This window comes from Microbacterium sp. SD291 (genome assembly GCF_017355365.1).
Classification (GTDB): domain Bacteria; phylum Actinomycetota; class Actinomycetes; order Actinomycetales; family Microbacteriaceae; genus Microbacterium.
Window position 1 is genome coordinate 1 of the sequence record NZ_JADIJR010000048.1, and the last position, 14,558, is coordinate 14,558.

A 14,558-nucleotide genomic window follows, 5' to 3' on the forward strand; every position below is an offset into this window, starting at 1 on the left:
GGCCGCTCAGCGCCTCCGGATGCGTGAACATGTTCTTGTCGTGCCAGGTGAACAGCCACGACGGGATGAAGTCGAAGCTCGACAGGTGCCCCTGGATCACGTCGACGCTCGCGTCGAGGCCGAATTCCCGCGCCATGTCGACCACGGCGCGGACGTCTTCGACGGCCTCGTCCCTGATGAGCGTGCGATTCGGCTGCAGCTGCGTCCAGAGCGGGAAGATCCGCACGTGGTCGAGACCGAGATCCGCCAGCGCCTCGAAGTCCCGCCGCACCTCGTCGAGATCGAGCGACATCCACGCGTGCATCCACTGCGAGCGCGGCGTGTAGTTGGCGCCGAAGCGGAGCGGGGCTGTCGAGCTGGGCATCGCTGTCCTTTCGAGATCCGGCGTGAAACGGATGGACGTTCCGTCGGCCGTTATGGCATGCTATGGTCACTATACCGTTTTAGTAAGAGGTTGTGATCGCGACCCGGACGAGACGCAGCAACCTGGACACTTCGAAGGAGAACGTCCATGAAGCATCGCTCAACGGCAGTCGCGGGTATCGCGGCCGCAGCATCGCTCCTCCTCGCCGGATGCACAGGTGCCGGCGGCGGCGGTGGTGCAGCCGGCCCGATCGACACCGACGGAGAGCTCAGCGGCACCGTCCAGTTCCAGACCTGGTCGCTCAAGAACGAGAAGTTCACGCCGTACTTCGAGGCACTGATCGACGACTTCGAGAAGGAGAACCCCGAGGTCACGGTCGACTGGATCGACCAGCCGGGAGACGGCTATCAGGACAAGATCCTGAGCCAGGCCAACTCCGACACGCTTCCCGACGTGCTGAACCTCCCGCCGGACATCGCGTTCCCGCTGGTGCAGGCAGGCAAGCTCCTCGACCTCGCCGCCGCGGACCCCGATCTGGAGGCCGCGTACAACGCCGGCGGCTGGGCAGCCTACAGCGGGTTCAGCGGAGTCGAGGGCACCTACGGCCTGCCCTGGTACCTCGGCAGCGACCTCTCCTGGTGGAACCTCGAGCAGCTGGCGCCGTACGACGTGACCAAGGACAGCCTGCCGACCACCACGACCGACTGGCTCGAGCTCGCCAAGACCGTCGCCGCCGACTCCGCGGGCGAGGTGCAGCTGGTCTCCTCGATGCCGGGCCTCGACACGTTCATCGCCGCCGAGGTTCCCGTGATGGACGAGGACGGCACCTTCGTGTTCAACAGCCCCGAGGCGGTGGAGATCGTCCAGCAGTACGCCGATGCGTACGCCGCAGGCGCCATGCCGGCCGAGGCGCTGACGGGCAGCTACGCGGGCAACGCCGAGATGTTCCTGCAGGGCAAGGTGGCGTACACGACGGGTGGCTCCGGCTTCGCCGGCGACCTGCGGACCAAGGCGCCCACGCTTCTCGAGCAGACCACCGCGACGGCGCGTCCGGGCGTCCCGCCGCTGTTCGTGCAGGGCATCAACGTCTCCGCCGATTCGAAGAACCCCTCCGCGGCACTCGCGTTCGCCGAGTTCGTCACCAACGAGGCGAACCAGGTCGAGTTCGTGAAGCTCGCGGTCGGGTTCGCACCCGGCACCGCCGGCGGCACCGACGAGGTCGTCTCATCTGTCTCGGCCGATCTCGACCCGGCCCAGGCCGAGGCGATGACGGTGATGTTCGACGCACTCGATGAGGCCGAGGCGACGCCGTTCCAGTGGACCGGAGCGATGACGGACTACCTCAACCAGCAGATGGCCCTCGCGATCCGCGGCGACCTGGGCGCCGAGGAGGCGCTCGACAAGATCGTCGACTACGCGAACGAGAACCGCATCGACCAGTAGTCGCGCAGCGCAGACACCAGCACCCCGAGGAAGAGGTCCGCATGAAATCCCACAGATGGTTCACACCATGGCTGCTCATCGGCCCCGCCATCCTCTGGGTGCTGGTGTTCTCGCTCTGGCCGTTCATCAACACGGTGATGCTGAGCTTCACCGACGCCCGGCCGCTGCGACCGGCGAACCCCGTCGGGCTCGCCCAGTACGAGCGGCTGCTCACCGATGAGCAGTTCCAGTACGCGCTGCTCACCTGCCTGATCTACGTGGTGGTGTGCGTGCCGCTGCTCACGGTCCTGCCGCTGCTGCTGGCGCTGCTGGTGGAGAAGAACATCCCCGGCATCGCCGTCTTCCGCACGACGTTCTACTTCCCGGTGATCGCCTCGGTCGTCGTCGTCGCGCTGATCTGGAGCTGGCTGTTCGACAGCAAGGGCGTGATCAACCAGGCGCTCGAGTGGATGGGCATCGTCGACCAGCCGATCGCGTTCCTCGTCGACCGCTGGTGGCTGCTCGGCTGCGCGATCCTGCTCACGGTCTGGAAGGGCGTCGGCTACTACATGGTCGTGTACCTCGCAGCGCTCGGCAACACCGGCAAGGAGCTGCACGAGGCGGCCATGCTCGACGGCGCCGGGAGCTTCCGCCGGTTCCTCAGCGTCACGATCCCCAGCGTCCGCGGCGCGATGCTGCTGATCTCGGTGCTCATCGCGGTCTCCGCGATGCGCGTGTTCACCGAGCTCGACATCCTGTCCAACGGCACCGGAGGCCCGGGCGGCTACGACATGTCGATCGTGATGCTGATCCGCCAGGTCGGATCGGGCCTGAACGGCAACCTCGGCTACGCGGCCGCGATCAGTGTCGTGCTGTTCCTGCTCACGCTCATCCCGCTCGTCGCCATCCTGCTGCTGAACCGGGAGAAGAAGGAGAAGGTGGCCGCATGACCCTCACCGCTGAGCGCCCCTCCGTGCAGGCCGAGGAGCAGAAGCTCCTCAAGGACCGACGGTACCGGCGCAAGGGCTCAGGAGACTTCAGCAAGCCGACGCTCGGCTCCCTGATCCTCCGGTACGTGCTCCTCCTGTTCGTGCTGGTCCTCGTGATCGGTCCGTTCGTGTGGCAGCTTTCCACGTCCTTCAAGGGCGCGGGCGACGACCTGTACACCTTCCCGCCGAACCTCATCCCGGTCGATCCGACGCTCGAGAACTACACCAAGGTCACCGACATCGTCCCGGTGTACACCTACGCGTGGCACTCGCTGCTGGTCGCCGTCGGGTCGGTGATCACCAACGTCATCCTGTCGGTCCTCGGCGGCTACGCGCTCGCGTGCATGAGGTTCCGCGGCAAGATGATCGCCCTCGGCATCCTGGTCTCCACCATGCTGCTGCCCGGAGAGGTGACCATCACCAGCAACCTCCTCACGATCAACTCGCTGGGGCTCGCGAACACCCTGTGGGGCGTGTACCTGCCCGGCGCGATCGGCGCGATGAACGTGCTGCTGATCGCCACGGCGTGCCGGATGATCCCGAAGGACGTCCTGGATGCCGCCACGGTCGACGGCGCGACGACCTGGCAGCGCATCAGGCACATCGTCTGGCCGAACGTGCGCGGCATGGCGAGCGTCGTCGCGATCTTCACGTTCATCGGCGCCTGGGACGACTACCTGTGGCCGCTGATGGTGCTCACCAACCCGAACAACTACACGCTGACGGTCGGCATGGCGTACCTCAACGGCAACTTCTCGCCGGATCCCCGGCTGATCGCCGCAGGCACCATGGTCGCGCTGATCCCGATCATCGTGCTGTTCTCGATCATGCAGCGCTACTTCTTCCGCGGCGTGCAGGAGGGGGCAGTCAAGGGATGACCCTCCCGACACTGCTGGCGTCCGACGGCCCGGCTGACCCGCCGTCGTCCCGCCCGTCGTCCGGCGTGCTCGGCGGCGAGGTCTTCGCGTACCGGTTCGACGCGGCGCGCGCGGTGCAGCGCCTCGCGCTGCCCTCTCAGACGGACGTGCCGATCCCGGCGGATGCCGTGCTGCACTGGGCGTTCTACGCCGACGGAGCGGATGCCGTGCTCGCACCGCACGCCGCCCTCGCCGTCACGGTGGACGTCGTCTTCGACGACGGCTCGCGGCTCAGTGACGGCTCGCGGCTCAGTGACGGTGCCGATGCGCGCGACCGCTACGGGTTCGCCATGACGCCGGACGCGCAGTTCGCCGCCGCCTGGTCGATGCCGGAGCAGTGGAACGCCGACAGCGTCTCGCTGGCGCCCTGGGCGGGACGCCGGGGAACGGTCGAGATCGTGCTGGGAGCGACCGGTCTCACCGGTGAGGCGACCGGCTTCGTGGAGGTGGCCTGGGGGCGGATGCCGCAGCGCGCAGCGCGCCCGTCGGACCTCGTCGACACGCGCCGAGGCAGCCATTCCGGCTCTCGCTTCTCGCGCGGAAACACGATCCCGATCACCGCGGCGCCGCACGGATTCTGCTTCCTCACGCCCGCGACAGATGCCGCGGACTCGCGCTGGCCGTATCGCTGGTCGGTGCATGACGACGACGACGAGGGGCGGGCGCTCGAGGCGATCCAGTTCTCCCACCAGCCGAGCCCGTGGATCGGCGACCGCGGGGTGCTGCAGCTGATGCCGTTCCTCGGTGAACCGGCATCCGATCGCGCCGCCCGGCGACGGCGGATCGTGCCCGGCACCGAGTCGGCGCGACCGCACGCCTATCGCGCCGAACTGCGCGGCGGCCTCGCCGTGGAGGTCACGGCGACCTCGCACGGCGGCGCCTTCCGCGTCACTGCCGACGATCCGGCGGCGACGATCGGCTTCGTGATCGACCAGCTCACCGACGAAGGACGGCTGCGGCTGCACGCCGACGGCTCGTTCGACGGCTGGGTCCCCGAGGGGAGCGCCGACTGGGGCAACCCGCCGCGGACGTACTTCGCCGGCCTCGTCGCCGGGGATGCCGAGAGCGGAGTGCTGGCGGACGCAGGACGGTCGCGCGTCGCCGGGTTCCTCGGAGGTGCGGGCACCCTCGAGGTGCGGGTCGCGCAGTCGTTCGTGTCGGTGCAGCAGGCTCGGCGCTCCCTGGAGGGCGAGCTGCCGCTGACCGCCGGGTTCGACGAGCTGTGCGAGCGGCTGCAGTCGGAATGGGACGACCTGCTCGGCGCCGTCGAGATCCCGCCGGCGGAGGCCGGCCCGCACGCCGTGCTCGCCGACCGCGAGATGCGGGAGCGCATCGCGAGCGCCCTGTACCGCCTGCATCTGTACCCGAACGACGCCTCCGAGAGCGGACCCGGCGGGCCCCGGTTCGCCGACCCGTTCGCGCCGGCCGGCCCGCACGGCGAGGACGGCACCGGAGCCCCGGTCCGCGACGGGGCCCTGTTCGTCAACAACGGCTACTGGGACACCTATCGCACGGCCTGGGCGCTGCTCGGGTTCGTCGACCCCGGCGGCACCGAGCGCATGCTCGATGGCATCCTCGAGCAGTGGCGCCGCGGCGGCTGGATGGCCAGGTGGAGCGCACCCGGCTACGTCGACTCGATGGTCGGGACCTCCAGCGACCAGATCTTCGCGGATGCCGAGCGCTGGGGCCTCGCGCTCGCCGACCCCGAGGCGTTCGAGAGCGCGTGGCGCAACGCCTGCGAGCCGAGCGACGACCCGCGCCGCGGTCGCAAGGGCATCAGCGGCGCCCGGTTCAACGGATACGTGTCGTCGGCGGTGCCGGAGGGCATGAGCTGGAGCCTGGAGAACGCGGTGTCGGATGCCGCGATCGGCCGCCTCGCGTCCAGGATCGCCGGGCGCGGCGGGCCGGATGCCGCTCGGCACCGAGCGTTCGCCCGGTACTTCGCGAACCGCTCGCGCTCGTACCGGTCGCTGTTCGACGACCGGCACGGGTTCTTCCGCGGCCGCGACGACGCCGGCCGCTTCGGCGACGGACCGTTCGACCCGCGGGTCTGGGGCGGCGACAACGTCGAGACCAACGCCTGGGGCATGTCGGTGAGCGCCGTCCACGACGGCGCAGGGCTCGCCGCGCTGCACGGGGGTCCTGCGGGGCTCCGCGCGCATCTCGACCGGCTGTTCGCCGAGCAGGAGACGGCCGACGAGGCGTTCGGCGGCCCGTACGGCACCGTCATCCACGAGCAGCGCGAGGCGCGGGCGCAGCGCTCCGGCATGTGCGCGATCTCGAACCAGCCCGCCCACCACATCCCGTGGATGCACGTGCACGGCGACCAGCCGTGGCGCTCCGGCGCGGTCGTGCACGGCCTCGCCGAGCGGCTGTTCGCCGGCGCCATGATCGGCCAGGGCTTCCCCGGCGACGAGGACAACGGCGAGATGAGCGGCTGGTGGCTGTGGGCGGCTCTCGGGCTCTACCCGCTCGAGCTCGCCTCCGGCGATCTGCGGATCGGCTCTCCGCTCATCGACGACATCGCGGTGCGCCGGGGCGACGGCATCCGCCTGCGAGTGCGCTCGACGCGCTCGACGCCTGCCTCGCGATTCCTCGTCGAGGCGCGGCTGAACGGCGAGGCGCTCGAGAGGGCCGTGCTGCCGGTCGACGCCCTTCGCGCGGCCGGCGACGCCGAGCTGGAGCTCACCTTCACGGATGATCCGGATGCCGCGGCGCGCAGCCCGCTCTGGGCGCACGCCGACGAGCCGCTGCCGTGGCGTCGCGACCTCGCCGGTGGCGATGACGGAGCGGCGATCGGCCCTGCGCGGCTGTTCGACGATCGCGGTGAGACCGTCACCGCGCTCGCCGCGGGAGAGGCGGGCGGATGGGCGTTCGCCATGCCGGTCACCGTGACGGACGTGACAGTGACGACCGCGTCGCCATCGCCGGCCGGCGCCCTCCTCTGGGAGGCGAGCGACGACGGAGAGGCCTGGCTGCCGGTGCCGACGACGCACGCGGAGCCGCTGCGCCCCGACCGCACGACGCCCTTCGCTTTCGCCCGTCCCGTCGCGACGCGGATGCTGCGGGCGCGGGCGGTGATGCCGCTCGAGCTGCGACAGCTCGAGCTCTTCGACCTGAGCGGGCTCCCGCTCCGGAAAATGCAATGACGCAGTCATTGCAACGACGCAGAGAGGTACGAGGTTCATGATCGATTCGACGAAGAAACGCCGAGACCGTCGCCGCGCACGACTGACCGCCGCCGCGGCAGCCTGCCTGGCGATCGCAGGACTCACTGTTCCGGCCGGAGCATCCGCCGACGCCGGGAGCATCACGCCCGACGACGACGCCAAGCGCGTCGTGTACGTCGAGGTGAACAGCAACGACATGGCGAACGTCGCCGACTACACGCTGGAGGGCACGCAACGCCCCGCCTTCGACATCGCGGTGATCTTCGCGGCCAACATCAACTACGACACCGCGACGCAGAGCGCCTACCTGCACCTGAACGAGCGCGTCACCGAGACGCTGCAGGATGCCGAGAACCAGATCCGCCCGCTCCAGGAGCGCGGCACCAAGGTGCTGCTGTCGATCCTCGGCAACCATCAGGGCGCCGGCATCGCGAACTTCCCGACGCGCGAGGCCGCGGGCGCCTTCGCCGACGAGCTCGCCGCCGTCGTCGAGCAGTACGGCCTCGACGGCATCGACTTCGACGACGAGTGGTCGAAGTACGGCACGAACGGCACCGGGCCCGCGAACGAGTACTCGTTCGTGTACCTGGTGGAGGAGCTGCGCGAGCGCCTCGGCGACGACAAGCTCCTCACGTTCTACAAGATCGGCGAGGCCGCAGAGACGACCGAGTACGACGGCGTCCGGGCGGGAGACCTCCTCGACTACGCCTGGAACCCCTGGTACGGCTACTGGTGGGTCCCGGAGACCGTGGGCATGGACGCCGCGCAGCTCGCTCCGGGCGCGATCAACCTGACCGCGACCGGCCAGAGCACCGCTGCCGCCTTCGCGCAGCGGACAGCCGACGAGGGATACGGCGCGATCGTCACCTACAACCTGACCGCCGGGGACCACTCCGGGTACCTCTCCTCGATCACCGAACCCCTCACGGGGCTGAAGACGTCGTACAGGGCGCCCTGGTACGACGTGGACGTCGAAGCGGTCGCCACGTGCGCCGGCGGCGACGTCAAGGTCAAGGTCACCGTCGTCAACGACGATGACGCGGCCGTGGACGCCGAGGTGATGTCGTCGATCGGCACGCGCACCCTCACCGGCATCGCCCCCGGCGACTCCGGCACCGCCGTGCATCAGGCGAAGCGCGGCGCGACCGCCGACGGGTCGGTGCGGGTGGACCTCACGGGTCCCGACGGGCAGAGCTCGATCGATGCGTCGTACGAGGCGCCGGCCTGCGGCTGATCGGGAACCGAGTGTGACCGAACAGCATGCCGGGACTGCTGCGGGGGAGCGCTGGCTCGCTCTCCCGCAGCCGTCCCTGTTCGCGCCGGCCGGCGGGCGCTGGCGGCCGAAGTCGGTGCGTGTGATCGCCTACGATGGCCGACTCGTCCGCGAGGCCGTGCGTCTCGAGGGCGAGCTGAGGGCGCTCGGCATCGCCGGCGGCGGTCGCGCGGTCGTGCGCCTGCGTCTCGAGGATCGCGCGGCAGAGTCCTTCTCGATCGAGGTCGACGACGACATCGAGGTGCGGGCGGGGGACGCCGCCGGCGCCTTCCGCGCCACCCGTCAGCTGCTGCACAACCTGCGCGCGCAGGATTCCGTGCCGCGCGGCAGGGTGCACTCATCGCCCGCCGTCCGCGAGCGCGGATTCCACCTCGACGCCGCCCGCAAGCATTTCCCCGCCGCGCGGATCGTCGAGCTCCTGCATTCACTCGCCGACGTCGGCGTCAACTCGTTCCAGTGGCACGTGTCGGAGAACGAGGGATTCCGGATCGGTTCGGAGTCCTTTCCCGAGATCGTCTCCCCGGAGCACGTCACCCGCGATCAGGCGCTCGCGATCGCGGATGCCGCGGCGGAGCTGCACATCGACCTGATCCCTTCGCTCGACATGCCCGGGCACCTCCGTCACGCGCTGTCCGCGCATCCGGAGCTCCGGCTGCCGTCGTCGCGTGGGCTCGACACCGACCACGCCCTCGACATCACGCGCGACGAGGCGGTGGCCTTCGCGCACGGGCTGATCGACGACCTCGCTCCGCTCTTCCCGCACAGCACGAGCTGGCATCTCGGCGGCGACGAGTTCGTCGACTTCGCGCGCGTCGACGACCATCCGCTCCTGGCCGAGACCGCAGGTGAGCGCTTCGGGGCGCAGGCGACCGGCTTCGACCTGCTCACCGACTTCGTGAATCGCACGGCCGCGCACCTGCGCGAGGGAGGATTCGCGACGCGGGCATGGAACGACGGGATGCTCCGTGGCGCCGTCGTGCCGCTGGATCGCCGCGTCGCGCTCGCGTGGTGGACGAACTGGCACGCGCAGATGCGTCCGCTGTCCGCCGCGGTCGACGCCGGTCACGAGCTGGTGAACTTCAACGACGGTCTCTTCTACCACGTGCTGGGCGAGCTGTCAGGGTACAAGTACCCTGACAGCTCGCGGATCTGGGGTGCCGAGTGGCACCCCGGTCTCTTCTCCGCACTGCCGGGTGGTCTCCGGCAGGAACTCGCCGCCCCGTACCCGGAGGTGCTCCGCGGCGCGGCGTTCGCCGTGTGGGCCGACGATCCTGAGGCGCAGAGCGTCGATGAGGTCTTCGCCGCGACGCGGCGCCCCGTGCGCGCCATGGCCGAGCGCGCGTGGAACGCGGGATCGCGTCTGACGCACGACGAGTTCTGCGCGATCGACACGCGGATCGGTGTTTCGACGCGGCCCACGGCATCCGCCGGGTAGCGTCGACCGCGTCCGTGCTGAACTATGCTCGAGAGAGCGCTCCCACTATAGCGATTTAGTAAAATAGCCTGAGTAAATCCGCACCCCGCCACCCCACCGTCAAACCGGAGACACGAACTTCATGCATGACGACACCTCGCTCACCATCGGCCGCGTCAAGCGGGTGCTCGACGAGCGCATCCGCCCCGCCGTCCACTCGGCATCCGCGCCCCTGACGATCGAGGTGAACGAGCTGCCGGGCGAGCCGATCAGCCCGACCGACGGCCTCGCCCTCGAGTTCGCTCCCGCCTCCGTGGGGAGCATGTGGGGTCCGGCCTGGTCGACCACCTGGTTCAAGCTCACCGGCCGCGTCCCGGCGGAGTGGGCCGGTCGCCGCGTCGAGGCCGTGATCGACCTGGGCTTCGACATCAACATGCCCGGCTTCCAGTGCGAGGCCCTCGTCTACCGCCCGGACGGAGCACCGGTCAAGAGCATCAACCCGCGCAACCAGTGGCTGCCGATCGCCGAGACCGCCGCGGGCGACGAGCCGATCGAACTGTACCTGGAGGCCGCCGCCAACCCGGTGCTGCTGGACTACCACCCCTTCCTGCCGACGCAGGAGGGCGACATCCGCACGTCCTCGCCCGCGCCGCTGTACCGCACCCGCCGCATCGACCTCGCCGTTTTCGAGGAGGAGATCTTCGAGCTGTCCCTCGACCTCGAGGTGCTGTTCGACCTGCAGGCGGAGCTGCCGGCGACCTCGCCCCGTCGCATGCGCATCCTGCAGGCGATGGACGACGCCCTCGACGTGCTCGACCTGCAGCGCATCGCGGAGACGGCATCCGACGCCAGGGCGAAGCTCGCCGACGTGCTCGCCTCCCCCGCCGAGGCGAGCGCGCACCGCATCTCTGCGGTCGGTCACGCGCACATCGACTCTGCCTGGCTGTGGCCGGTGCGCGAGACGATCCGCAAGGTCGCCCGCACCACCTCCTCGATGACGACGCTCATCGAGGAGCAGCCCGACTTCCTGTACGGCATGTCCAGCGCCCAGCAGTACGCCTGGCTCAAGGAGCACCGCCCAGAGGTGTACTCGCGCGTCAAGGCCGCCGTCGCCGAGGGGAGATTCCTGCCGCTGGGCGGCATGTGGGTCGAATCCGACACCGTGATGCCCACCGGCGAGTCACTCGTGCGCCAGTTCTCCTACGGGCAGCGCTTCTTCGAGCGCGAGTTCGGCATCCGCTCGAAGGGCGTATGGCTGCCCGACAGCTTCGGCTACTCGCCGGCGCTTCCGCAGCTCATGCGCCGGGCAGGGTTCGAGTGGTTCTTCACGCAGAAGATCTCCTGGAACCAGCAGAACGTCTTCCCGCACCACACGTTCCTGTGGGAGGGCATCGACGGCTCGCAGATGTTCACGCACTTCCCGTCGATGGACACCTACAACTCCCAGCTGAGCGGCATGGAGGTCGCCAAGGCATCCCGGCAGTTCAAGGAGAACCGCGTCACGTCCCGCTCGATCGCACCGGTCGGCTGGGGCGACGGCGGCGGCGGCACGACCCGCGAGATGACCGGCAAGGCCGCCAGGCTCGCGGACCTCGAGGGCAGCGCGCAGGTCGTCTGGGAGCACCCCGACGTCTTCTTCGACGCCGCGCGCGCCGAGCTGCCGCATCCGGCCGTCTGGGTCGGCGAGCTCTACCTCGAGCTGCACCGCGGAACCCTCACCAGCCAGCACGCCACGAAGGCGCTGCACCGCTGGGCCGAGCACGCTCTGGTCGAGGCCGAGCTGTGGGCGGCGACGGATGCCGTGCGCACGGGCACCGCGTACCCGCAGGCCGAGCTCGACCGGCTGTGGCAGATCGTGCTGCTGCACGAGTTCCACGACATCCTCCCCGGCACCTCGATCGCCTGGGTGCACCGTGAGGCCGTCGAGGTGCTCTCGGGCGTGCTGGCGGATGCCCGTGCGCTCGCGGATGCCGCACGTCGCTCGCTCGCAGGCTCCGGGGAGCGCGAGCTGCGCTTCGACCCGACCCGCGGTACCGCCCTCGATACTCGGTCGTCGAGCGAGCGAAGCGAGACGAAACGCGCCGTGACCCTCGCCGAGGAGGGCGACGGATGGCGCCTGGAGAACGACCTCGTCTCGGTTCTCGTCTCCTCCGACGGCCTGATCGTCTCGGCCGTCGACAAGGGCACGGGCCGTGAGACCGTCGCCGAGGGGCGTGCGGCCAACCTGTTCCAGCTGCACCAGGACTTCCCGAACATGTGGGACGCGTGGGACATCGACCGGTACTACCGGAACAGCGTCGACGACCTCACCGGCGTCGCATCGATCGCGGTATCCGTCGCCGACGGCGTCGCCACGATCGTGGTCACCCGGAAGTTCTCCGAGTCGGCCATCGAGCAGACGATCACCCTCGCCCCCGGCGAGCGGACCGTGGTGCTGCGCAACCGGATCGACTGGCACGAGACCGAGAAGCTGCTCAAGCTCGCGTTCCCCCTCGATATCCAGGCGACGCACACCGAGGCGGAGACGCAGTTCGGCTACCAGTCGCGGGTGACCCACACGAACACCAGCTGGGAGGCCGCGAAGTTCGAGACCTCGATGCACCGGTTCGTGCTGGTGCGCGAGGCCGACTTCGGCGCCGCGCTCGTGAACGACTCGATCTACGGCTACGACACCGCGCGCGAGGTGTCGGGCGACGCCGTCACGACCGTCGTGCGGCTCTCGCTGCTGCGCGCTCCGCGCTTCCCCGACCCCGACACCGACCACGGCGCCCATGAGATCACCGTCGGGTTCGTGATCGGGGCGGATGCCGAGGTCGCCACAGCCGAGGGCATCCGGCTCAACTCTCCGGCCACCGTCGTGCAGGGCGGTCGCGAGGTCGAACCGCTCGTGGCGATGGACGGTCGCGGAATCGTCGTGTCGGGCGTGAAGCTCGCCGACGACGGCTCGGGCGATGTGATCGTCCGCGTGTACGAGGCCCTCGGGCGCCGTGCGGCGGGCGTGCTGACGGCAGGGTTCGAGCACAGCGAGATCCGCGAGGTCTCGCTGATCGAGGACGCACTCGAGGACCCCCGGATCGGCGGTGAGCTGACGCTGCGCCCGTTCGAGGTCCGGACGCTGCGCATCGTGCGCTGAACGGTGCGTTTCTGACCCCGCACGTGTCGGACGGCCGTGCGAGGTCAGAAACGCACGCGAACCGCCCCGTTCCCGCGCTCTATCGACCTCGCATCGGGCGGCACGCGACCGCAGAGGTCCGACGAGAGCGCCCCGGCGAGGCGTTGCGAGCGTCACGCGCGCGGAGGACGATGGGCGGATGGCGACCGTCGACGATGTGCGCGAACTCGCCCTCGCGCTTCCCTGGGTGGAGGAGGCCACGGGCGGCCACACCGGCGCGGCCGCCTGGCGGGTGAAGAGCGGCCAGTTCGCCTGGCTCCGCGGCCCGACCGGCTCCGACCTCCGCCAGCTGGCCGAGCTCGGCAGGCAGTGGCCGGAAGGACCCGTACTCGGGGTGCGCGTCGGAAGCCTCGAGGAGAAGGAGGCGCTGCTCGCCGCCGAACCCGGGTGGCTGTTCACGATCCCGCACTTCGACGGCTACCCCGCGCTCCTCGTGGAGCTCGACGCGATCGACCGCGATCGGCTGGCCGAGATCATCGACGACGCCTGGCTGCTGCGCGCGCCCGCTCGCGTCGCGAAGACCTGGCTCGCCGACCGCGGCCTGGAGTGAGCTCAGCCCGCGAGACTTCACAGATGTCATCGTTTTCCACGATTTTCGTGACATTCGTGAAGTCTCGCGGGCCGGTCGGGGCTGACGGGCAAAGCTGGAGTGAGGCTCAGCCGACGAGGAAGGGACGGGCGGCGTCGAGGAACGCGCGGGGGTCGTCGGCCCACAGGCGGATGCTCGTGACCTGGTGCTGTCCGCCCTTCGGGGCGAGCCCGGGGAGGCGGATGCTCGTCGGGTGCTCGAGCTCGACCAGGATGTTCGTCTCGTTCTGCATCCGCTCGGCGTACTCGCCGCCCTCTTCGACCCCCGTGATCCGGGGCTGCTTCGGTTCGTCGACCCGCCGCGAGATCTCGACCGAGGCGATGTCGTCCCACGAGACGGGCACATCGAGTTCCAGGCCGCTGCGGATCCGGATGCCGTCGGGGCCGACCGTGTGCGGACGCATGAGCATTGCGCACAGCAGGCCGAGCATCCAGGTCACGCCCCAGATGCCGAGGATCAGCATCGTGATCCTCACCACCGGCCAGCGGTGCACGATGAGGTCGAAGATCGGGATCTCCACGGCGGAGAGCCCGATGAAGATGAACAGCACGGAGAGCACGGGGCGGTGATAGCCGATGCCTGTCGCGCCGGGGGCGATCGCCGGACGGCGGGCGATCGCGCGGCCGATGCTCGTGTACACGCGGACTTCCGCGAGCAGCGCCCGCCGGAGCATGTCCAGCACGCGCGCGCCGCGCGACGGCAGGGCGACGGTCGTCGAGGTGGTCATCGTGGCGTCTCCGCTGCCTCGGTCACCAGGGTCTCCAGGTGCGCCGTGATCGCCGCGATCCCGCGCTGGACAGCGGCACGATCCTCCGGCGCGACGGCCCCGAGCAGCGTCTCGTCGAGCGCGGCGTGCTCCTCCTGCATCCGCGCCATGGTCTCCGAGGCCTCGGGCGTGAGCTCGACCAGCACCGCGCGGCGGTCGGACGGATGAGGACCGCGGCGCACGTGACCGGAACCCTCGAGGGCGTCGACCAGGCCTGTGATGTTGCGGGGAGTCACCTCGCAGAGCCGGGCGAGAGCCTGCTGCGTGGAGGGTCCGGCGTGCTGCAGCACCCACAGCAGATGCACACGCGCCGGCGTCAGACCGGTGCCCTCGAACGCGCGGGCCATGTCCTTCTGGAACAGGTCGGCGATCTGGAGGAGACGGTCTACCAGGAGGGGCTGCATGATAGATACGCTACTACATTGTTACCACGCTTCACGATCACAGCCCGCGAGACTTCACGAATGTCACCGTTTTCGCCC

10 protein-coding genes and 1 pseudogene are annotated in these 14,558 nt (G+C 69.8%); 8 read left to right on the plus strand and 3 right to left on the minus strand.

The window, feature by feature from the left end:
• Positions 1-364 (minus strand): annotated as a pseudogene (locus IPV10_RS16110) (glycosyl hydrolase); the annotation flags it as partial.
• A 147-nt stretch (positions 365-511) separates the two neighbouring features.
• Here IPV10_RS16110 and IPV10_RS16115 point away from each other — a divergent pair.
• From IPV10_RS16115 to IPV10_RS16150, 8 genes are all read left to right on the plus strand, one after another.
• On the plus strand, positions 512-1,807 hold the full coding sequence (locus IPV10_RS16115) for an extracellular solute-binding protein (RefSeq protein WP_207485567.1): 1,296 nt from the start codon (positions 512-514) through the stop codon (positions 1,805-1,807).
• Between the two features lie 41 nt (positions 1,808-1,848).
• Complete coding sequence (locus tag IPV10_RS16120) at positions 1,849-2,736, plus strand: carbohydrate ABC transporter permease (protein WP_207485568.1); 888 nt, start codon at positions 1,849-1,851, stop codon at positions 2,734-2,736.
• Entirely contained in the window at positions 2,733-3,653 is a 921-nt protein-coding gene (locus IPV10_RS16125) for a carbohydrate ABC transporter permease (protein ID WP_207485569.1), read from the plus strand. The genes IPV10_RS16120 and IPV10_RS16125 overlap by 4 nt, the downstream gene beginning before the upstream one ends.
• Entirely contained in the window at positions 3,650-6,841 is a 3,192-nt protein-coding gene (locus tag IPV10_RS16130; RefSeq protein WP_207485571.1) for a glycoside hydrolase domain-containing protein, read from the plus strand. The genes IPV10_RS16125 and IPV10_RS16130 overlap by 4 nt, the downstream gene beginning before the upstream one ends.
• Before the next feature lie 37 nt (positions 6,842-6,878).
• Positions 6,879-8,096, plus strand: a complete 1,218-nt coding sequence (locus IPV10_RS16135; RefSeq protein WP_207485573.1) for an endo-beta-N-acetylglucosaminidase H — start codon at positions 6,879-6,881, stop codon at positions 8,094-8,096.
• A gap of 13 nt (positions 8,097-8,109) precedes the next feature.
• On the plus strand, positions 8,110-9,570 hold the full coding sequence (locus IPV10_RS16140) for a family 20 glycosylhydrolase (RefSeq protein ID WP_207485575.1): 1,461 nt from the start codon (positions 8,110-8,112) through the stop codon (positions 9,568-9,570).
• A 121-nt stretch (positions 9,571-9,691) separates the two neighbouring features.
• Positions 9,692-12,682, plus strand: a complete 2,991-nt coding sequence (locus IPV10_RS16145; protein WP_207485577.1) for a glycoside hydrolase family 38 C-terminal domain-containing protein — start codon at positions 9,692-9,694, stop codon at positions 12,680-12,682.
• Positions 12,683-12,860: 178 nt separating this feature from the next.
• The gene (locus IPV10_RS16150; protein ID WP_207485579.1) at positions 12,861-13,271 is read left to right on the plus strand and encodes an MmcQ/YjbR family DNA-binding protein; all 411 of its coding nucleotides are present in this window, start codon (positions 12,861-12,863) and stop codon (positions 13,269-13,271) included.
• A gap of 106 nt (positions 13,272-13,377) precedes the next feature.
• On the opposite strand, the gene IPV10_RS16155 is transcribed toward IPV10_RS16150, so the two are convergent.
• Together IPV10_RS16155 and IPV10_RS16160 are read right to left on the minus strand one after the other, a co-directional pair.
• Positions 13,378-14,037: a hypothetical protein gene (locus IPV10_RS16155; RefSeq protein ID WP_207485581.1), complete on the minus strand. Its 660-nt coding sequence runs from the start codon at positions 14,035-14,037 to the stop codon at positions 13,378-13,380.
• The gene (locus tag IPV10_RS16160) at positions 14,034-14,480 is read right to left on the minus strand and encodes a MarR family winged helix-turn-helix transcriptional regulator (RefSeq protein WP_207485583.1); all 447 of its coding nucleotides are present in this window, start codon (positions 14,478-14,480) and stop codon (positions 14,034-14,036) included. Before IPV10_RS16160 ends, IPV10_RS16155 begins: the two co-directional genes overlap by 4 nt.
• Positions 14,481-14,558 lie beyond the last annotated feature (78 nt).

Coding starts and splice junctions, on each gene's coding strand:
- IPV10_RS16120 (WP_207485568.1), top strand. CDS start 1,849: ATGAAATCCCACAGATGGTTCACACCATGGCTGCTCATCGGCCCCGCC.
- IPV10_RS16150 (WP_207485579.1), top strand. CDS start 12,861: ATGGCGACCGTCGACGATGTGCGCGAACTCGCCCTCGCGCTTCCCTGG.
- IPV10_RS16115 (WP_207485567.1), top strand. CDS start 512: ATGAAGCATCGCTCAACGGCAGTCGCGGGTATCGCGGCCGCAGCATCG.
- IPV10_RS16145 (WP_207485577.1), top strand. CDS start 9,692: ATGCATGACGACACCTCGCTCACCATCGGCCGCGTCAAGCGGGTGCTC.
- IPV10_RS16130 (WP_207485571.1), top strand. CDS start 3,650: ATGACCCTCCCGACACTGCTGGCGTCCGACGGCCCGGCTGACCCGCCG.
- IPV10_RS16125 (WP_207485569.1), top strand. CDS start 2,733: ATGACCCTCACCGCTGAGCGCCCCTCCGTGCAGGCCGAGGAGCAGAAG.
- IPV10_RS16160 (WP_207485583.1), bottom strand. CDS start 14,480: ATGCAGCCCCTCCTGGTAGACCGTCTCCTCCAGATCGCCGACCTGTTC.
- IPV10_RS16135 (WP_207485573.1), top strand. CDS start 6,879: ATGATCGATTCGACGAAGAAACGCCGAGACCGTCGCCGCGCACGACTG.
- IPV10_RS16155 (WP_207485581.1), bottom strand. CDS start 14,037: ATGACCACCTCGACGACCGTCGCCCTGCCGTCGCGCGGCGCGCGCGTG.